At 64.0% G+C, this 18221-nt stretch carries 18 protein-coding genes; 11 read left to right on the top strand and 7 right to left on the bottom strand.

The window, feature by feature from the left end:
* Window positions 1-72: 72 nt before the first annotated feature.
* The 6 genes from BW990_RS19000 to BW990_RS18975 all read left to right on the top strand — a co-directional run bounded on the left by BW990_RS19000 (window position 73) and on the right by BW990_RS18975 (window position 5853).
* On the top strand, window positions 73-1230 hold the full coding sequence (locus BW990_RS19000; RefSeq protein WP_076450704.1) for an LLM class flavin-dependent oxidoreductase: 1158 nt from the start codon (window positions 73-75) through the stop codon (window positions 1228-1230).
* Complete coding sequence (locus BW990_RS18995) at window positions 1227-2123, top strand: aldo/keto reductase (protein WP_407690148.1); 897 nt, start codon at window positions 1227-1229, stop codon at window positions 2121-2123. The genes BW990_RS19000 and BW990_RS18995 overlap by 4 nt, the downstream gene beginning before the upstream one ends.
* A complete protein-coding gene (locus BW990_RS18990) occupies window positions 2123-2638 on the top strand; it encodes a flavin reductase family protein (protein WP_076450702.1) in 516 nt (171 codons plus the stop codon). Before BW990_RS18995 ends, BW990_RS18990 begins: the two co-directional genes overlap by 1 nt.
* Before the next feature lie 81 nt (window positions 2639-2719).
* Complete coding sequence (locus tag BW990_RS18985; RefSeq protein ID WP_234990313.1) at window positions 2720-3286, top strand: TRAP transporter small permease; 567 nt, start codon at window positions 2720-2722, stop codon at window positions 3284-3286.
* Complete coding sequence (locus BW990_RS18980) at window positions 3287-4762, top strand: TRAP transporter large permease (protein WP_076450698.1); 1476 nt, start codon at window positions 3287-3289, stop codon at window positions 4760-4762.
* 29 nt (window positions 4763-4791) lie between these two features.
* Window positions 4792-5853: a TRAP transporter substrate-binding protein gene (locus BW990_RS18975; protein WP_076450696.1), complete on the top strand. Its 1062-nt coding sequence runs from the start codon at window positions 4792-4794 to the stop codon at window positions 5851-5853.
* Window positions 5854-5952: 99 nt separating this feature from the next.
* Here the strand turns inward: BW990_RS18975 and BW990_RS18970 are convergent, their stop codons facing one another.
* From BW990_RS18970 to BW990_RS18940, 7 genes are all read right to left on the bottom strand, one after another.
* Window positions 5953-7266 carry a TRAP transporter large permease gene (locus BW990_RS18970; RefSeq protein ID WP_076450694.1) on the bottom strand — a complete coding sequence of 438 codons (1314 nt, stop codon included), beginning with the start codon at window positions 7264-7266 and terminating at the stop codon, window positions 5953-5955.
* A 3-nt stretch (window positions 7267-7269) separates the two neighbouring features.
* Window positions 7270-7752, bottom strand: coding sequence for a TRAP transporter small permease (locus BW990_RS18965; protein WP_076450692.1), 483 nt, complete (start codon window positions 7750-7752; stop codon window positions 7270-7272).
* Between the two features lie 58 nt (window positions 7753-7810).
* Complete coding sequence (dctP, locus tag BW990_RS18960) at window positions 7811-8761, bottom strand: TRAP transporter substrate-binding protein DctP (protein ID WP_076450690.1); 951 nt, start codon at window positions 8759-8761, stop codon at window positions 7811-7813.
* A gap of 32 nt (window positions 8762-8793) precedes the next feature.
* Window positions 8794-10362, bottom strand: a complete 1569-nt coding sequence (locus tag BW990_RS18955) for an indolepyruvate oxidoreductase subunit beta family protein (protein WP_076450688.1) — start codon at window positions 10360-10362, stop codon at window positions 8794-8796.
* Entirely contained in the window at window positions 10359-12509 is a 2151-nt protein-coding gene (locus tag BW990_RS18950) for a thiamine pyrophosphate-dependent enzyme (protein ID WP_076450686.1), read from the bottom strand. Before BW990_RS18950 ends, BW990_RS18955 begins: the two co-directional genes overlap by 4 nt.
* Window positions 12510-12517: 8 nt before the next feature.
* Window positions 12518-13045, bottom strand: coding sequence for a MarR family winged helix-turn-helix transcriptional regulator (locus BW990_RS18945; protein ID WP_234990312.1), 528 nt, complete (start codon window positions 13043-13045; stop codon window positions 12518-12520).
* Window positions 13046-13286: 241 nt separating this feature from the next.
* On the bottom strand, window positions 13287-14108 hold the full coding sequence (locus tag BW990_RS18940; protein WP_143526290.1) for a hypothetical protein: 822 nt from the start codon (window positions 14106-14108) through the stop codon (window positions 13287-13289).
* A gap of 403 nt (window positions 14109-14511) precedes the next feature.
* Here BW990_RS18940 and BW990_RS18935 point away from each other — a divergent pair, with 403 nt between their 5' ends.
* The 5 genes from BW990_RS18935 (at window position 14512) to glmS (ending at window position 18169) form a co-directional block, all read left to right on the top strand.
* Window positions 14512-14862, top strand: a complete 351-nt coding sequence (locus tag BW990_RS18935; protein ID WP_234990311.1) for a MarR family EPS-associated transcriptional regulator — start codon at window positions 14512-14514, stop codon at window positions 14860-14862.
* A 221-nt stretch (window positions 14863-15083) separates the two neighbouring features.
* A complete protein-coding gene (gene vapB / locus BW990_RS18930) occupies window positions 15084-15314 on the top strand; it encodes a type II toxin-antitoxin system VapB family antitoxin (RefSeq protein ID WP_076450745.1) in 231 nt (76 codons plus the stop codon).
* Window positions 15315-15325: 11 nt separating this feature from the next.
* Window positions 15326-15715, top strand: coding sequence for a type II toxin-antitoxin system tRNA(fMet)-specific endonuclease VapC (gene vapC, locus BW990_RS18925; protein WP_327214251.1), 390 nt, complete (start codon window positions 15326-15328; stop codon window positions 15713-15715).
* 213 nt (window positions 15716-15928) lie between these two features.
* Window positions 15929-16294 carry a hypothetical protein gene (locus BW990_RS18920; protein WP_076450677.1) on the top strand — a complete coding sequence of 122 codons (366 nt, stop codon included), beginning with the start codon at window positions 15929-15931 and terminating at the stop codon, window positions 16292-16294.
* 57 nt (window positions 16295-16351) lie between these two features.
* Window positions 16352-18169: a glutamine--fructose-6-phosphate transaminase (isomerizing) gene (glmS, locus tag BW990_RS18915; RefSeq protein ID WP_076450674.1), complete on the top strand. Its 1818-nt coding sequence runs from the start codon at window positions 16352-16354 to the stop codon at window positions 18167-18169.
* Window positions 18170-18221 lie beyond the last annotated feature (52 nt).

Raw genomic sequence — 18221 nt, 5'->3', positions numbered from 1 at the left:
GATGCACATCAATGACGATGCTACGCAAGGGGCAAATTCGCCCCCTGTCCCGCCCCCATTCCGAGGCCCGCCATGACCGTCGTTCCCGTCACCTCCGCCGATCTCGATGCCGCCGAGGTGTCCTGGTTCGCCGCGCTCTGCTCGGATGATTACCAGTTCCTCGGCGTGCCCGAAGGCCGCCTCCGGTCGAGCTGGGAGCACTGCTCCTCGATCCTGAAAGAGGCCGAGCGCCAGGGCTTCCGCAACATCCTGTGTCCGTCCTCCTACCAGGTCGGACAGGACGTCTTGTCCTTCGTCGCGGCGGGCAGCCAGGTGACCAGCGAGATCAACATGCTGGCGGCGATCCGCTGCGGCGAGATGCAGCCGATCATGCTGGCGCGCACCATCGCCACCATCGACCACATGATGAAGGGGCGGCTCACGCTCAACGTCATCTCGTCGGATTTCCCCGGAGAGACCGCCGACAGCGCCTTTCGCTACCAGCGCTCGCGCGAAGTGGTGGAAATCCTCAAGCAGGCCTGGACCCGCGACAAGATCGACTACGGGGGCGAGGTCTACCAGTTCAAGGATGTCTGGACCGATCCCGCGAAACCCTACCAGCAGAATGGCGGGCCGCTTCTGTATTTCGGCGGCTATTCCCCGCAGGCGCTGGAGCTTTGCGGGCAGCATTGCGACCTCTACCTGATGTGGCCCGAACCCGAAGAGCAGCTGGCCGAGCGCATGCGCGCGGTGAACGCGGTGGCCGAACGCTATGGCCGAACGCTCGATTACGGGCTGCGGGTGCACATGATCGTGCGCGACACCGAGGCCGAGGCGCGCGAATACGCGGATTACATCGTCTCGAAGCTCGATGACGAATACGGCAAGCTGATCCGCGACCGGGCGCACGATTCGATCTCGCTCGGCGTCAGCCACCAGGCCCGGGCGCGCGAATTGGCTGACCAATACGGCTATGTGGAGCCCGGGCTCTGGACAGGCGTCGGCCGGGCGCGGTCGGGATGCGGCGCGGCCCTTGTCGGATCGGTCGATCAGGTCATGTCGAAGATCGAGACGTACAGGAAAATGGGCATGCGGGCGTTCATCTTCTCGGGTTATCCGCATCTCGACGAATGCCGCCAATTCGGTCAGAAAGTGCTTCCGCAGCTGAACACCTGTTCGCTGCCCGAAATCTATGGTCGGGTGCCGACATCGACCCCGAACACGCCCCTGGGCGAAGGAGAGCGCAAATGAGTGTGAGCCGCGTCGCGCTGACGGACAATCTGGCCCTGTCCCGCATCGTCTACGGGATGTGGCGGCTGTCCGACGACAACGACACCTCGCCGGGGCATGTGCGCGCCAAGATCGAGGCCTGCCTCGATCAGGGCATCACGACGATGGATCAGGCCGATATCTACGGCGGCTACGAGGCCGAGGCGGTTCTCGGCCATGCCCTGCGCGGCACCGACCTGCGCGAGCGGATCGAGATCGTCACCAAATGCGATATCGTGGCACCGGCAGGGCGCTATGCCGACAAGCGCGTGAAGCACTACGACACCTCCCGCGATCATATACTGGCCTCGGTGGATCACTCGCTGACGCTGATGGGGATTGAGCAGATCGACCTTCTGCTGATCCACCGTCCCGATCCGCTGATGGATCACCATGAAACAGGCGCTGCGCTGGACGAGGTCGTCGCCTCGGGCAAGGTCGCGCATCTGGGCGTGTCGAATTTCAAGCCGCATGACTGGACGCTTCTGCAATCGGCGATGAAGACACCGCTTGTGACGAACCAGATCGAGCTGTCGCTGCTGGCGCATCACGGCTTCACCAACGGTGACGTGGCCTTCCTGCAGGAACGCGGCATCGCGCCGATGGCGTGGTCGCCGCTGGGCGGCGGCTCGCTTTTCGCCGAGAGCTCGGCGCGGTTGCGCAAGGCGCTCGAGGCGATCGCCAAAGCGCAGGGCGTCGATGCGGCCGCCGTCGCGGTGGCGTGGCTGCTGCGGCATCCCTCGGGGATCCTGCCGGTCATGGGCACGAACAACATCGAGCGGATCGCGTCGCTGGGCGATGCGGAAAAGGTCGAGCTCGACCGCGAGACCTGGTTCGAGCTTTATACGCTCGCGCTTGGTCACGAGGTGCCTTGATGGGCGATGCCACGCCCTTCGAGACGCAGACCTTCGTGCCGGGCCCCGAGACCCAGCGCGCCTTTCGCGATGCGCTGGGGCAATTCGCGACCGGGGTCACCATCGTCACCACCGACACGCCCGACGGCCCGCTCGCGATCACCGCGAACAGCTTCGCGTCCCTGTCGCTCGACCCGCCACTGGTGCTTTGGTCGCCCGCCCGCGCGTCCAAGCGGTTTGCCCCTTTCACCGAATGCACCCGCTACGCGATCCATGTTCTCGCCGAGGATCAGGGCGATCTGTGCCACGCGGTGGCGCGCGACGGGCGCGCCCTCGGCCCGGACGTCCTGCGCACCGGCGACACCGGCATCCCGGTGATCGAACAGGCGCTGGCGCGCTACGAATGCACGCGCCACGCGGTGCATGACGGCGGCGATCACGCCATCGTCGTCGGCGAGGTCACGCAGGTGACCCGGCGGGAGGGGAGCCCGCTGTTATTCCTGAATGGACAGCTGGGAGGTTTCGCAGCACGTTAGGTACGGGAACGCCCGGTCAACGGGCAGCCGCCAACGATGCGGCGAGGGAGGAGACGATCATTGCAGCTCATTCGGGGAATATTGCTCCCGATCCAGCTCTGGAACGACTGGGTGCTGTGGCTGGGCCGGGGTCTGGCCATCGTGGCGCTGGCGTTCATGGTGGCGGTGATCCTCGCGCAGGTCTGGTTTCGCTACGTGCTGAACAACGCCCTGCCCTGGCCCGATGAGGCCGCGCGCTTCCTGATGCTGTGGATGACGGGCCTTGCCGCGCCGTCGGGCCTACGCGCGGGCGGCTTCGTGGCCATCGACATGCTGACCGAGGCCCTGCCCCGCCGCGTGGCCGACATCATCATCCTCGTGCTGCTTGGCGTGGCTATGACCGTGCTGCTGATGGGCATCCAGCTGGGCTTGAACCACGTCAATTCCGGCTGGCTCTTCGCCTCCTCCTCGCTGCGCCTGCCGCTCGACCTCGTCGGCGGGACGAGCGTCAAGATCAAGCTCGCCTGGATGTACATGTCGATCCTCGTCGGCATGGTGCTGATGACCATCGTCAACGTGGAGCTGATCCTGCGCCGCATCCTGATGATCGCGGGCCGCGCCGAGGGGCTGCCGCCGCTGTCGCATACCGATCTGCCGGAGGCCGAATAGATGCTGGTCTGGTTCCTGCCGGTCTTCCTCGTCTTCCTGATGATCGGCCTGCCGGTGTTCTTCGCACTGCTGTTCGCGCCCGGCATTCTACTGTGGCTGAACGGGCAGGAGCGCGACCTCGCCCTGCTCTATCGCAACCTCTACAACGGCATGGACAGCTTTCCGCTGATGGCCCTGCCCTTCTTCCTGCTCGCGGGCGAGGTGATGAACCGTGGCGGCATCACCGAACGGCTGGTGCAGTTCAGCCAAGCCTTCATGGGCCATCTGCGCGGCGGGCTCGCGCATGTGAACATCCTGTCCTCGATTCTCTTCGCCGGGCTCTCGGGCTCGGCCGTGGCGGATACCTCGGCGCTCGGCTCGACGCTCATCCCGGCGATGGAGAAGCAGGGCTATACCCGGCGCTTCGCGGCGGCGATTACCGCGGCCTCGTCGGTGATCGGGCCTATCATTCCGCCCTCGGGCATCATGATCATCTACGCCTATGTGATGGGCCAATCCGTCGCCGCGCTGTTTCTCGCGGGCATCGTGCCGGGCATCCTCGTCGGTGTCGGCCTGATGATCATGGTGCGGGTGATGGCGGACAGGTACGACCTGCCCAAGGCCGAACGGATCGTGGAGCGCGGGGCGGAGCTGAAGCCGGTGGAATACTGGGTGAGCTTCCTTCTGCTGCGGCTCAACCTCGCGGGTGTGTTCTACCTGCTCGCGGGGTTTCTGCCGCTGGGTGCTGCAGCAAGCGGTCTGCCGCTTTACATCGGCCTGCTGATCCCCGCGCATTTCCTGCTGATGTTCTATCGCACCCGCGTCGATCCCGATTTCCGCGTTGTCTGCAAGAAGGCTGTGGCGCCATTGCAGACCCCGATCATCATCCTGGGCGGCATCCTCCTGGGCGTCTTCACCCCGACCGAAGCGGCGGCGATCGCAGTGCTTTACGCGCTTATCATCTCGTTCGGCGTGCTCGGCGTGATGTCCGGCAAGGACCTTGTCGATGTGCTGAAACGCTCGGCCATGGCGTCGGCCACCGTGCTTCTGCTGGTGGGCGCCGCGGTGTCGTTCAAGACCGTTGTGAGCCTGTCGCACGCGCCCGAAATACTGGCCGAGTTCATCCTGTCGCTGTCGGAAAACCCGCTGACCTTGCTGTTCCTGATCAACATCCTGTTGTTCATCGTGGGCATGTTCCTCGATGCGGGCCCTGCGATCATCATTCTGGGGCCGATCCTCGGCCCGGTCTTTACCTCGCTCGGCGTCGATCCGGTGCATTTCGCCATCATCATGAGCGTCAACCTGACCGTTGGCCTTGCCACGCCTCCGATGGGGCTCGTTCTTTTCGTGGCGTCGTCGGTCTCGGGCGAGAAGGTCGAGACGATCTCCAGGGCGATCCTGCCATTCCTTGCGGTGGAGGTGCTGGTGATCATGCTGATCACCTATGTCCCCGCCATATCGCTCACCATTCCGCGGCTCGCGGGGTTCGTGAATTAACCAGCATAAGAAAATCCAGGGAGGAAAAGATGCTGAAAAAGACCTTTGCAACGCTGGCGGCCGCAGCCGTGCTTGCCGCATCGGCGGGCATGGCCACGGCGCAGGACTACACCTTGCGCGCGACGGCCACGTCGAACGACCAGGACGAGGATTACGACGGCCTCGTGATCTTCAAGGACTACGTCGAGAAAGCATCGAACGGCGCCATCGCGGTGGAGCTCTTCATCGGCACGCAGCTTTGCGGCAACGGCACCGAGTGCCTGCAGGGCGTGGCGGACGGCTCCATCGACATCTTCGTGACGACCTCGGGCGGCGCCGCGGGCATCTTTCCCTACGTGCAGGTCTTCGATCTGCCTTACCTGATGCGCGACGACCGCGTGGCCGAGGCGGTACTGACCAACGGCACCTTCACCCGCACCCTGCGCGACATGGCGCTCGAGAATTCGGGCGGCGCGATCCGCATCATGACCATCGGCAACACCGGCGGCTGGCGCAACTTCGCGAACACCCAGAAGCGCATCGCGCAGCCCTCCGACCTCGAAGGCATGAAGATGCGCACCGTGGTCGCCGATCTGCCGCAGGAGCTGGTGAAAACGCTGGGCGGCTCGCCCACGCCGATCCCGTGGCCCGAGCTCTTCACCTCGCTGCAGACGGGCGTCGTGGAAGGCACCAAGAACGGCGTCACCGACATCATGAACATGAAGTTCACCGATGCCGGGCTGAAGTACCTCACGCTCGACGGCCATGCCTACATGGCGGCGATCTGGGTGATGAACAACGAGCGTTTCCAGTCCATGCCGGACGATCTGAAGCGCGTCGTGGTCAACGGCTTCAACGAGCTGCAGCAGGCTACCTTCGCCTCGCCCAAGCGCAAGCAGCTGGCAGCCTATCAGGCCTTCAGCGATGCGGGCGGCGAGATCTACGTGCCCACCCCCGAAGAGATGGCGGCCTTCTCCGAGGCGGTCCAGCCGGTCTACGACTGGTTCGCGTCGAATGTCGAAGGTGGCCCGGAGGTGCTCGAGGCGTTGCGTGAAAGCGTGGCCGCCGCCGAGGAAGAGATCGACGCGCAGATCGCGGCGGACATCCAGTAAGCCCCACCGCGCAGCATGATCCACGCCCCGCTCCGGCCCGTCCGGTGCGGGGTTTTCTTTCGGCTCCTCAAAGTGTTGCGCATCACTGTCGGGGCACCGTCACTTCAGCAAACCTGGCAGCCACGTCGCCAGCCACGGCAGCGTCACGATGCCCGCCAGCACGAAGAGCTTCATGGTCACGTAAGGCAGGGCCGCCGCGTAGATCGTCTTGATCCCGATCTCGGGCGGCGCGACGCCCCGCATCACGAACAGCAAGAGCCCGAAGGGTGGCGTCAGCAAGCCGATTTCCATGGTCAGCAGGTAGACCACGCCCAGGATCAGCGGGTCGATCCCGGCGGCATTGGCGAGCGGAACGAAGATCGGCACGGTGATCATCAGCATGCTGACCTGATCGACGAAGCATCCCAGCAGCAGAAGCAGCAGGATCATGCCCATGAGAACGCCCAGCGGACCAAGCTGATAGCCCTCGATCGCGCGCACGATCCCGCCGGTCGCGCCGGAGAAGCTCAGGACCTGCGCGAAGGTCTGCGAAGTCATGATGATGAACAGGATCATGACCGACAGCTTCACCGTCTCCATGATGGCAACCATCAGCCTTTCGGCGGAAAGGGCGCGATATCCGGCCCCGACCAGAACCGCGGCGATGCAGCCGAGGGCCGCGCTTTCGGTCGGGGTGGCGAGGCCGGACATCAGCGATCCGATCACCACCACGAAGATGGAGGCCAGTGGCAGCACATAGACCATGAAGGGGCGCCAGCGCTCGGCGAGGCTCATCTCTTCGGTCGCGTCCGGGGGTGCCATTTCAGGCGAAAGCGTGACCCGCACGACGATCCAGGTGACGAACAGGAATGCAAGGATGAGCGCCGGCAGGACGCCCGCCAGCAGCAGGCCGGAAATGGAAATGCCGGCGAGGCTGCCCACGAGCACGGCCAAGGCCGAAGGCGGGATCAGCATGGCGATGGCGCCCGAGGCCATGATCGGCCCGATGGCCAGCGTCGGCGCGTATCCTTTCTTGAGCATGCCCGGCAGCAGCGTGGAGCCCAACATCGCCGTGTTCGCGATGGTCGAGCCTGACAATGCGGCGAAGATCGTACCGCCGAAGACCGTCACGACCGACAGCCGCCCGGGGATGCGCGTGACGACCCGGTCCACCGCGTCGATGGCGCGGTGCGCGACGCCGGTCTGAAACAGGATCTCGCCCATCAGGATGAAAAGCGGGATCGGCGCGAGCTGGAAATTCGTCATCGCCTGCGTGCCGTTGCGCGCCAGCTGAACGAGCCCGCGTTCGCCACCCAGAACTTCGATCGCACCGAACACCGTGACCGCCAGGAAGGCGAAGGCCACCGGCATGCCCATGAGCAGCAGAACGGCAAGGCCGCTCAGCATGAGCGTCAGAAGAAGCGGCCAATCCATCGCTCAGAGCCCCGTCTTTTCGGTGCTGCGCACAGGCGGGTTCAGCGCCTGCCGGGCGAATTCCACCGTGATGAGCAGGAACGAGGTGGGCATGACCGACAGCACCCACCATTCCGGTACGACGAAGGCCGTGCGGATCATCGAGCCGCGCCCATAGGAGACGAGGACCGCTTGAAGCGCGTAATAGACGACGAGCGCCGAAAGCAGGCAGCCGATCACCGCCACGATGCGGGCGAGCGTCACTGCAGTCTGTTCCGGCAGCGCCCCCGTCACCAGGTCGACCACCACGTGCCCGTTCCGGGACAGCACCCAGGGCGCGCCTGCGAAGGTCACGATCAGAAGGCCGTATTCCACAAGATCGAGGAGCCCGTGGATCGGCGCGCCGGCGAGATTGCGCAGCACCACGTTGAGCGAGATGGCCAGCACGATCGCGGCAAGGATCGCGCCTGCAAGCGCCGCGGCGGCAAAGAGAATGCGGTCGAACATCGGGCGGAAAGCTCCGTCAAGGCGTCCGGGAGGCAAGGCCGCCCCCCGGACGGGTAGGTCAGTCGACGAGGCAGGCGCGAAGCTCTTCCGCGATTTCGGCGTCGATTTCCTCGACACCGGCCCAGCCTTCGCGCTGCGCGGCGCCCAGCCAGGTCTCGGCGGCCTCGCCCTCGAAGGTGATGGTCTCGATCCCGGCCTCGGCCTGCGCGGCAAGCTCGGCGGCGTTGATGTCGAGGTTCTCGGCATTCTTCTCCTCGATCCATGTTGCCGCATCTTCGAGAACGGCGCGCGCTTCGTCCGACAGGCTGTTCCAGCGGTCGAGATTCACGAGGAAGTTCACGTCCACCTGGTAGAAGCCCGGATCGACGCGATACTTGGTCTGCTCGTCCCAGCCGAGATCGAGGATGCCCTGCGTCGGCCAGCCATAGCCGTCGATCGCGCCGCGCTCGAGCGACGTGTAGACCTCACCAGGCGCGGTGCGGACGAGCGTCGCGCCGAGCGCCTCGAACATGCCGCGATAGACTGGCGTGGTACGGATCGTCAGACCCGACAGGTCCGGCCCCTCGATGGGCTTTGTCAGGTAAAGGTGGAACTGGATGTTGTCGCCGGTGCGCGCCAAGAACTTCACGTTCATCTGCTGCTGATGCAGCATGTCGATCTTGTCGAAACAGCCATTGGCGCGCTGGTCCTGCACTGTGTTGGTGGCAAGGTGCAGCGCGTCGCCCCAGGGCAGCAGGTTGGTGTAGAAGGCCGTCGTGTTGTTGGCGATATCGACGATGCCGTCCGAGACCGCGTTGCCCAGCTCGAAGGTCGGAATGGCCTCGGAGCCGCCCACATATTCGATCTGCACCACGCCCGCGCCGGTTTCATTCACGCGCTCGATGAAGGCCTCGAAGGGCCGCGAGAAGGTGGTGCCGGTGGCAAAGGCGGTGACGCCGCGCAGGACTTCCTCTGCGGCGAGCGGAGTGGCGCCGAGCGCGAGCGCCGCGGCAAGTGCAATCTTCTTCATGTCCGTCTCCCTGTTCTGTTGAGATCGAAGGTTCAGTTGTTGTCCGTGCGTTCTGTGAAACTGCGCACGGTTTTCAGAGCGCCGTCGAGCGCCTGTCCCGTTTCGTCCTGGAGGGCCGCATTGCGCAGACGGGCCGCCCAGTCAGCCGCGTCCTCGCGATGGGCGACAAGGTCGATGCCGTCCATCACCCGGTCGTATTTGGAAAGCCCGCGCGCATGGGTGTCGGAATAGCCTTTTATGAGCCGTCGCGTCCGCAGGACCTCGACGCCAAGCGCGTAGTTCCGGGCGCGCGCGGCGTTGGCGCGGGACAGCCAATCCTCGATATGCGCCCATTCCTGCGCATGGCGCAGCGTGCGCAGGCGCCAGCCCTTGAGCCCGCCCAAGGTGTACAGCGCGAGGAACGCCAGCACTCCGTCGCTGCGCAGCCTGCGCCCGCGGTTGAACAGCCAGTCGATGCGCGCCATCGCCTTGGGGTTTTCCGACAGGCGCCGCCCCAGCCGTTCCGGCATCAGACCCACGATTTCATCGGCGCGGGGGTGCATGTACTCGCTCAGGTGCATCACCCGGCCCTCGCCCGCCCCCATTTCGTCTTCGATCCGCGAATAGCGCGCGGCGCGGGTCTTGAGGTCGGCCACGCGGATCACGTCGTCATAGGCCATCGCATTGGCGAGGTATTTCGCGGCCTCGCGGGTGAAGGCGTGATCGTGCGCTGCGCTGTCCTCGGCCGCGATGTCTTCCAGCCGAGCCAGATACGCCGCGCCGTAGGCGAGATCCTGAAACTCGACGACCTTGCGCAGGCCAGCCCGGGCCATCTCCGTCACCTCTGCAGGCAAGGCGGCCAGGCGCGCCTGCAGCGCCTCCCAGTCGCGGCGCAAGGCGGGCGGAACCCGCGCCGATGCATCTGGAGTTTGCGCGCCGTCGTGGCCGGTCTCCTCGGTCTTTCCCTGCGCGGCGTCGAAGCCGGCCGCGAAGGCGCTGAGCGAGGCCTCGACCGCCTTGCCGCTGTCGCGGATCGCCTGTTCGAAGGCGGCGCGCGGGAAGGGCAACCGGCCCGATCCGGCCAGCGCCCCGAAAAGGGAGGAGGAGATCACCGAGCCCTGCGCGCGCGCAAGATGCTCCATATCGGCAAGGATCAGCCTCTGCGCCGCGATTTCGGCGGCGGCCTGCACCTCCGCCGCCGCAGCGGTGCCGTCGCCCGGCACGACCTTTTCCGAGACGGCCAGCGCCCGGTGAGCCGAGGCGATGAGCGTGGTGCGATCGGGTGTCACGAAACCCCGGTCGATGGCGCGGCCCGCTTCCATCATCTCGGCGGCGATGAGGATATCCACGTCGCCCTGCGCCGGCGCGAGCGAAAAGACCGGACGCAGATCGCCCTCGGAGGGCGCCATCTCGATGTAGTAGATCGTGGCACCGGTGCGCTGCGCCACGCCGGCAACCGACGTCGCCTGCACGTTGTAGCCTTGCGACCGCGCGAGCCGTTCGATCCACCCGGTCAGAACGCCGCCCCCCTGCCCGCCCACGGCCATGATCGCGATGCTGATGATGCCGTCGACGCGGGCATCGCGTGGGCGCGGCGCGAGGTGCGGGCTTGCGTCGTTCATGCCGCGCCCTCCTCGAAGACAACGCGCCTGGCGTCCCGGCGCTTCTGCAACCAGCCGATGGCGCGCTTGCGCAGCTTCGCGAGGCCGCGTTCGAACGCGGTCGGATTATGCACGACGTCCGCGCGGTAGAAGGACGGGCACAGCACGGCGGCATCCGCCACCTCGCCGCAATTGCCGCAGCCGACGCAGGTGTGGTCGATGGCCGCCACCGGATCGTCGCGCAGCGGGTCGTCGAGATGCTTCAGCGACAGCGACGGACAACCCGAGAGCCGCATGCAGGCGTGATCGCCGGTGCAGACATCCTCGTCGACGCCGAAGCGCGGCGCGGCCACCCGGCGGCCCGCCTTCATGGCCTCGGCGCGCTGGGGCTTTTCGCGGCGCTGGCGGTTCAGCATGCATTCCGACGACGCGACGATGACCTTCGGGCCGTCATAGTCGGTGGTCAGCGCCTCGCGCAGCACGGCGACCATCTGCGGCACGTCATAGGTGCGGTCGATCTGGCGGATCCATTCGACACCCACGCCCTTGAGCGCCTTCTGAATGGGGTTCTTCGTGGCCTTGGTCGGGTTCGACGCGCGGCTTGACGGGATGTCCTGCCCGCCCGTCGCGGCGGAGTAGAAATTGTCGATGATGAGCGCGACGCTGTCGGACTTGTTGAACACCATGTTGCCGATGGAGGAGCTGAGCCCGTTATGCCAGAACCCGCCATCGCCGAGGATCGAGATCGCGCGCTTCTCGCCGCCGCCGCCGAAGGCCGCGTTCGAGGCCGGCCCGAGACCGTAGCCCATGGTCTGGCCGCCGATCTCGAAGGGCGGCAGCGATCCGAACAGATGGCAGCCGATATCGCCCGAGATCTGGTGCTGGCCAAGCTCCTGCTCGACGATCTTCATGGCCGCGAAGATGGGGCGCTCCGGGCACCCGGTGCAGAAACCCGGCGGGCGCGTCGGCACGGTCGAGGACAGGTCCGGAATGTCGGGCGCGGGCGCATTGGGTGCGCGCACCTGACCCGGCAGGAGGCCCGGCGCCGTCTCGCGCAGGAACGCCGTCACTCCGTCCAGCATGACCTGCCCGGTATATTCGCCCGCCATGGGCAGCGTGCCCTTGCCGTAAAGCCGCGTCGGGCTGCCCGCGCGGTAGAGCATGGTCGAGAGTTCCTGCTCGATGAATTCGGGCTGACCTTCCTCGACCAGAAGCAGCGCGTCCTTGCCCTCCGCGAAGGCCAGGAATTCCGTCGGCACGAGCGGATAGGTCACGTTCAGCACGTAAAGCGGGATGTCCGTCTGCCCTTCGATATCGGCAAGGCCCAGCCGCTGCAGGGCCCGGATGACGCCGTTATACATCCCGCCCTGACAGATGATGCCGACCTGGCTCTGCTTCGGCCCGAAATGCTCGTTCAGCCCCTGTTCGACGATGAACGCCTCGGCCGCCGGGCGGCGCGCCTCGATCTTGGCATGTTCGTGCTGATAGCTCATCGGCGGCAGTACGACGCGGCTGAAATCGCGCCGGGGATTGGCCAGCGCATCCCTGATCGTCAGCGGCGGACGCTGATTGTCGCGCGTCTCGAAGCTGCCGGTGACGTGGCAGGACCGGATGCGCATCATCAACATGACCGGCGTCTGGCTCGCCTCGCTGAGCGCAAAGCCGTCACCCACGGATTTCACGATGGCCGGCAGGTTCGGCCGCGGATCAAGCACCCAGATCTGCGATTTAAGCGCGATGGCATGGCTGCGCTCCTGCATGATCGAAGAGCCTTCGCCGTAATCCTCGCCCACGATTACGAGCGCGCCGCCTTCGACGCCCGAAGAGGCGAGGTTCGACAGGGCATCCGACGCGACATTGACTCCGACCGAGCCCTTGAAGGTCACCGCGCCGCGGATCGGGTAATGCACCGACGCGGCCAGCATCGCCGCCGCCGCCGCCTCGGAGGCGTTGGCCTCGAACCGCACGCCCAGCTCCTTCATGAGATCCTCGGCATCCGCGAGCACGTCCATCAGATGGCTGATCGGTGCACCCTGATAGCCGCCCACATAGCCCACGCCGTTTTCCAGCAGTGCCTTGGTGATGGCGAGAATACCCTCCCCGGTGAAGGTTTCCCCAGCGCCCTGGCGCAGATGTTCGACTTCGGCCTTGAAGGATCGCTCTGCCATGATGCCCGTCAGAAATCGTGTTTGCGGATGTTGCGCAGCATCTTCTGCAGCGTCGCGGTGAAGGTCTGTTGCTCGGCCTGCGGGATGCCGCGGAACATCTGCGCGCAGGATGCGGCCATGTGCGGCCAGAGCCGTTCATAGGCCGCGCGCCCCGGCGCGGTGATGGACATGCGCGTGGCACGATTGTCATGGGGATCAGGCGTGCGGGTCACGAGCCCCGCCTTCACGAGCGCATCGAGAGCGCGCGACAGCGTCGATTGTTCGACGACTGCATAGACGACGAGTTCCCGGATCAGCAGGCCGTCATGGACCGACAGCACCGCCAGCGCGCGCATTTGCGGCGTGGTGAGCCCGAGCGCCGCCATCTCCTCGCGCAGGCTGACATTGTAGCGGCCCATGATGCGGTTCATCAGATATGGCGGGAAGTTCTCCAGGCCGAGTTCGGCGAGACTGGGTGCCGCTGCGGGCGCATCAACCAGCGCTACAGGCGCCGCTGGCTGACCGGTCTGCATGCGATCTGGCGGTCCGTCGTTCATATCGCCTTCCTGATGGGAGCGAAGGTTTCGCCGCATTTCTCAAACTGTATGCATATGCATTATTTTAAGCAAGAAATTTATAAGAGACATCGTAACGCATTGAATTCAGGACATATCCAAACTCATAACACGGCCCCGGCGCACGAAGAGCAGACATTCCGCCCTGCCCAGCAGTGCCCTTGGACGTCACTCCGAAATGCGGCTGACTACCGACCCGACGCCGGTGGTCACAGGCCCGCGATCATCCCACCCGCGCGGCTCCCCCACGCGCCCGCAGCGTGGCCTCTCGCCGTCCCTCCTCTTCGTTCATGATGCGGAGTGCGGTCTCGTGATCGTTCTTCAACTGGCTTGCCGGAGCCGACAGGCTGTTGAGGAAGCGGCATAGATCCTTGCCGCGCGCCTGCAGAAAGGCCCGGTGGCTGGCGACATGCGGGATTTGCACGCTGTGGTAGGCTTCGCCCATGCAGATGCGGCCATGGTCTTCCCAGCCCTCGATCAGGCGCCCGTGAATGGGCAGAACCGAAAGCGAGACCGGTGTCAGGTAGGCCTGCCCGGTCAGAACCTCCAAACCCCAATTCCTGAATGCGGAAAGCAGGAAGCCGAGGTTCACCAGGACCGGGAGAAATTCATCGGAATGTCCGGGCAACGTGTCAAAAGTCTCCCAGTCGCGGTGGAGCCCTTCCGGACCGCTCCAATTATGCAAGAGCCGGAAGCCCTGCTCCGAAGCCTCGACCGTGCCGTCGATCGCCGGGTAGCTCAGGCAGAACGGGGCGTCCTGAAACACGAAAGACAGGGCTATCGGAGCCGTCGATGGGTCTTGCGCGAGACAAAGCAGATCGGTCAGCGCCTCGGACAGGGCAGGTTCGATCAGTTGCACATTCCTGACCGTGCTTTCCGGAAACGAGAGGCGTTCTAAAGGTTTGCAATCCATGGGTTTTCCTTTCTTGTTCAGCGATATGGCCTGTTGCCGTAAGCAACAGGTGCGTTCGCTTCCCAATCCGGAAAAACGGATTATTGAATTTTTCCACTGTCCGCAGAGGCGCGTCGTTCCTGCGAGCGCCAAGCGCCCCGCCCTGACGCTTCTGGTCTCCGGCGGGGACATGTGAGACCGGCCAACAGACGAGCGCCTCACGAGACGTTCCCGCGGCCCACGCAGTCAATCCGCCCAGCCGAAAAGAGCGCCCGGCCACACTCATCCGGCGTGCGGCACCGAACCTGACCCATAAGGACAGCCAGAAGCCGCACCGACATTGGCGCTCGGCTTGAAGCCTCTGTATGAAACTATCCGCCCGCTTCTTCGGCTATCGGCGGTTTTCTGATCATCGCGAAGATTACAAGCGCGTCACGGCCTTGTCTTCCGGACCAGCCCCCGATACGCGTTCACGCATGAACGGTGCCGTGGTCAGACGCTTCGCACCAGCCGAGCCTCACGTGAGGTCCGGTGCGGTAGCTGTGGGTTTCCACGATTGACCCGTAAGGTCAACGAAGATGTGCGCTTCCGAGTGATGCGTGCCATCGAACAGACCCCCGAGGTCAGCCAGCGCGCGCTTTCAGAGCAACTCGGCATCAGCGTCGGCCTGATCAACTACTGCCTTCGCGGCCTCGTCGAAAAAGGTCACGTGAAGGTCCGCAACTTCCGCGCATCGCCCAACAAGCTGGGCTATGCCTACGTGCTGACGCCCGAGGGCATTTCCGCTCGCATCTCCTTGACCGGGCGGTACCTCAAGCGGCGCATGCAGGAATACGAGGCGCTTCACGAGGAGATCGCAGCGCTCACCGATGAGGAAGTCAGAGAGAGCGATTGGGGCTCGTCTTGAAGGGTCCTTGTTGCCCTTGGGGATGGGGCGTCCTTCCCGCCGACATAACCGCGTGGATTTGAGCCGGCGCCTCTTCACCCAAGGATGTGGTAACTCACCTTATCGGGCATTCAAGCTGAATATGGGTGTTCGTGGGCGGTCAGACGCGGTTCTGCGCACTTGACCATGAGGTGTACATACCGTACGTATACACCTCGGAGCAGGTAAGTGAGGAGTTTGAAATGGAACGTGGATCGGTGTTTATGACCAACAAGACACAGGCCGTTCGTTTCCCGAAGTCAGTGCGCCTGCCCGAAGGTGTCACCAGTGTTGATATCGAGCGCCGCGGCCGCAGCTGGGTCATCACGCCTTCAGAGCAAGGTTGGGCGGAATGGTTCGGCGGCCCTGAGGTTAGTCAGGACTTCATGTCAGAGCGTGAGCAACCTGCAGATCAGGAGCGCACCGCGCTGTGATGCTGCGGTACATGCTGGACACGAATATTCTGATCTACACGATCAAAAACAAGCCTGAGGCAGTCCGAAAGCAGTTCGAGGCACATGACGGAGAGATGTGCGCTTCGAGCGTGACCGCCATGGAACTGCTCTATGGCGCTCATAAGTCACAATCCGTCCGCCGAAATCTTGAGGTCATCGAGGGGCTCCTCAGTCGCATTGATCTCCTCGACTTCGATCTCGACGCTGCCGAACACGCGGGGCAGATCCGAGCGGAGCTCGCTGCCAGCGGAACCCCGATCGGCCCCTTCGACGTCATGATTGCCGGTCATGCGCGCTCAAGAGGAATGTGTCTGATCACGAACAATGAAGGCGAGTTCAGCCGCGTCAGCGGTTTGCGTCTCGGGAACTGGTCAAAGTGAAGACTAGCCATTCTCGCCTACCGTCTCAAACCGACATTCTGCGTTGTCATACCTTTGGCGGATGACAGCTTGCGTTATCGACGAATGTAGCACGGTCATGCCACTCGAGCATCAGCCGCCGACGGCCAGGGACGTTGCGGGTTACGGGTCTCTACTGGTGTTAGCGACATGCTTCTGCCATCTCGCAAGCATGAGACCATTGGAGGCGCCCTCATGGACAGTCTGGCCGCTCTAAAGGGCGAGATCGCGTTCCTCGTGGGCATTGACAACAACTGGCTGCATATCTTGCTGGGGGTGCTGATTTTTGGCGCGGTGGCCTTTCTTTTTCGGCACGCGCGCACACCGTTTGCCATTGCTTTTTGCGCAACGGGTTTTCTTCAGCTTGCTAATGAGATGTCCGATGGCATGCAACAGATCACCAGAAGCGGGCAGATATCCTTCGGGGAGGCGGTGAGTGACACCGTACTGACGCTCGCGCTTCCAGCGGTTTTTCTTCTGATCATGAAAACACGGCACAGCATTCCGCGAAGGGCTTCGCCTCTGTCAGTGCCAGTGGCGGTTTTGGAAAACCAAGATTGAGACAGCGGCCATGATGTCGGCTGACTTTTTGAATGAGAGAGACAGGATCTTCTAGCGATGTGCGGAATTGTTGGAATATTGGGACATACGGACGTCTCGGCGCGTCTGGTCGATGGCCTGAGTCGATTGGAATATCGCGGCTATGACAGCGCGGGCATCGCGCTGATGAATGTCGGCGGCGAGATCGCAGTGCGTCGCAGCGTCGGCAAACTCGCAGCGCTCAAGGCGGAACTCGACGCGGCGCCCGTTTCGGGCAAGATTGGCATCGGCCACACACGGTGGGCCACTCATGGCGGGCCGACCGAGCGCAATGCGCATCCGCATCGCACGCGCAACGTGACGCTCGTGCACAATGGCATCGTCGAAAATTACGCGAAATTGCGCGACGAGCTCGAGGCCGCGGGAGTGGTGTTTCAGTCGGAGACCGATACCGAGGTCGCAGCCCATCTCCTTGAACGCCTGCTTGCCGAAACGCACACACCGCCGGCGGCCTTTGCTGCGCTTCTTCAGCGGCTCGTCGGCAGTTACGCTCTCGCGGTCATATTCGAGGGCTATCCTGATCTCATCTTTGCGGCACGCTACGGAAGCCCGCTGGCCATCGGCTACGGGCCCCTCGCCGAGGATGGCACGGCGGAGATGTTTCTGGGCTCGGATGCCCTGGCGCTTGCGCCCTTCACGGACCGTGTTTGCTACCTCGAGGATGGCGACTGGGCCGTTATCCGCACCGATCGCGTTCAGATCTTCGATGGCACCGGTGTAGAAGTCACGCGCGAAATCGTGACCGTGCCCGAAGCCACTTGGTCGGTGGACAAGGGACCCTATCGGCACTTCATGCTGAAAGAGATACACGACCAGCCGCAAAGCATCGCGCGTCTTCTGGCAAGCGTCGCGGACACGCATGCCATGACCATGAAGCCGTTTTTACCGGATCTCGACTTTTCCAAGATCGACAAAGTGACGCTCGTCGCTTGCGGAACCGCCTATTACGCCTGCCACGTGGCAAAGACCTGGTTCGAGGAAATCGCGGGCATCTCCGCAGAGATCGATATTGCCAGTGAATATCGCTACCGCAAGCGCATCCATGCGCCGCGCGAGCTGGTGATCGTGGTCAGCCAATCGGGGGAGACCGCAGACACGCTTGCCGCGCTGAAGGACGTCCGCGGTCACGTCGCGGCGCGCCTTGGTGTCGTGAATGTTGCGACCAGTTCCATCGCGCGCGAGGCGGATCACGTAGTGGATATCGAGGTCGGCCCGGAAATCGGCGTGGCCTCCACGAAAGCCTTCACCGGGCAGATGCTGGCCCTTCTGTCCGTCGCCCTCAAAGCGGGTGTTGAACGCGGCCAGATCGATAAGGCGCATCTCGCATCCCTGGTGCAAGATCTCGCCAGTCTCCCGCGGATCATGTCAGAGACGATCGCCCTTGAGGGGCGGGTTTCGGAGGTCGCGCAAGAGATTGCACCGGCACGGGACGCGATCTTTATCGGTCGGGGACTGCAATACCCGATGGCGCTGGAGGCGGCTCTGAAACTCAAGGAGATCAGCTATATTCATGCAGATGGGTATGCAGCGGGTGAACTGAAGCACGGCCCGATTGCCCTGATTGATCGTGACATGCCGGTGATTGTCTTCGACAGCGCAGGGCCATTGCAGGGAAAGACCCGCTCCAACGCGGCCGAGGTTGCCGCGCGGGGCGGACGCGTATGGCATGTGGGTCACGACGCCAAAGGCGGCATCCAAACGCCGGAATGCCCCGATCGTGTCTTGCCGTTTGTCTATGCTGTCGTCGCCCAAATGCTGGCCTATCACGTGGCGCTGGCAAAGGGCACGGACGTGGATCAGCCGCGGAACTTGGCGAAATCTGTCACGGTGGAATGAGCGTTATCAGCTTTCCTCCCCTGAAATAACGACGGGTCTACCGTGGATGACG

Origin of the sequence: Roseivivax lentus, from assembly GCF_900156805.1 — a bacterium.
Classification (GTDB): Bacteria; Pseudomonadota; Alphaproteobacteria; order Rhodobacterales; family Rhodobacteraceae; genus Roseivivax; species Roseivivax lentus.
This window is presented reverse-complemented; position numbering and strand designations above follow the sequence as displayed.

Coding starts and splice junctions, on each gene's coding strand:
- BW990_RS19000 (WP_076450704.1), top strand. CDS start 73: ATGACCGTCGTTCCCGTCACCTCCGCCGATCTCGATGCCGCCGAGGTG.
- BW990_RS18995 (WP_407690148.1), top strand. CDS start 1,227: ATGAGTGTGAGCCGCGTCGCGCTGACGGACAATCTGGCCCTGTCCCGC.
- BW990_RS18990 (WP_076450702.1), top strand. CDS start 2,123: ATGGGCGATGCCACGCCCTTCGAGACGCAGACCTTCGTGCCGGGCCCC.
- BW990_RS18980 (WP_076450698.1), top strand. CDS start 3,287: ATGCTGGTCTGGTTCCTGCCGGTCTTCCTCGTCTTCCTGATGATCGGC.
- BW990_RS18975 (WP_076450696.1), top strand. CDS start 4,792: ATGCTGAAAAAGACCTTTGCAACGCTGGCGGCCGCAGCCGTGCTTGCC.
- BW990_RS18970 (WP_076450694.1), bottom strand. CDS start 7,266: ATGGATTGGCCGCTTCTTCTGACGCTCATGCTGAGCGGCCTTGCCGTT.
- BW990_RS18965 (WP_076450692.1), bottom strand. CDS start 7,752: ATGTTCGACCGCATTCTCTTTGCCGCCGCGGCGCTTGCAGGCGCGATC.
- dctP (WP_076450690.1), bottom strand. CDS start 8,761: ATGAAGAAGATTGCACTTGCCGCGGCGCTCGCGCTCGGCGCCACTCCG.
- BW990_RS18955 (WP_076450688.1), bottom strand. CDS start 10,362: ATGAACGACGCAAGCCCGCACCTCGCGCCGCGCCCACGCGATGCCCGC.
- BW990_RS18950 (WP_076450686.1), bottom strand. CDS start 12,509: ATGGCAGAGCGATCCTTCAAGGCCGAAGTCGAACATCTGCGCCAGGGC.
- BW990_RS18945 (WP_234990312.1), bottom strand. CDS start 13,045: ATGAACGACGGACCGCCAGATCGCATGCAGACCGGTCAGCCAGCGGCG.
- vapB (WP_076450745.1), top strand. CDS start 15,084: ATGGAACGTGGATCGGTGTTTATGACCAACAAGACACAGGCCGTTCGT.
- vapC (WP_327214251.1), top strand. CDS start 15,326: ATGCTGGACACGAATATTCTGATCTACACGATCAAAAACAAGCCTGAG.
- BW990_RS18920 (WP_076450677.1), top strand. CDS start 15,929: ATGGACAGTCTGGCCGCTCTAAAGGGCGAGATCGCGTTCCTCGTGGGC.
- glmS (WP_076450674.1), top strand. CDS start 16,352: ATGTGCGGAATTGTTGGAATATTGGGACATACGGACGTCTCGGCGCGT.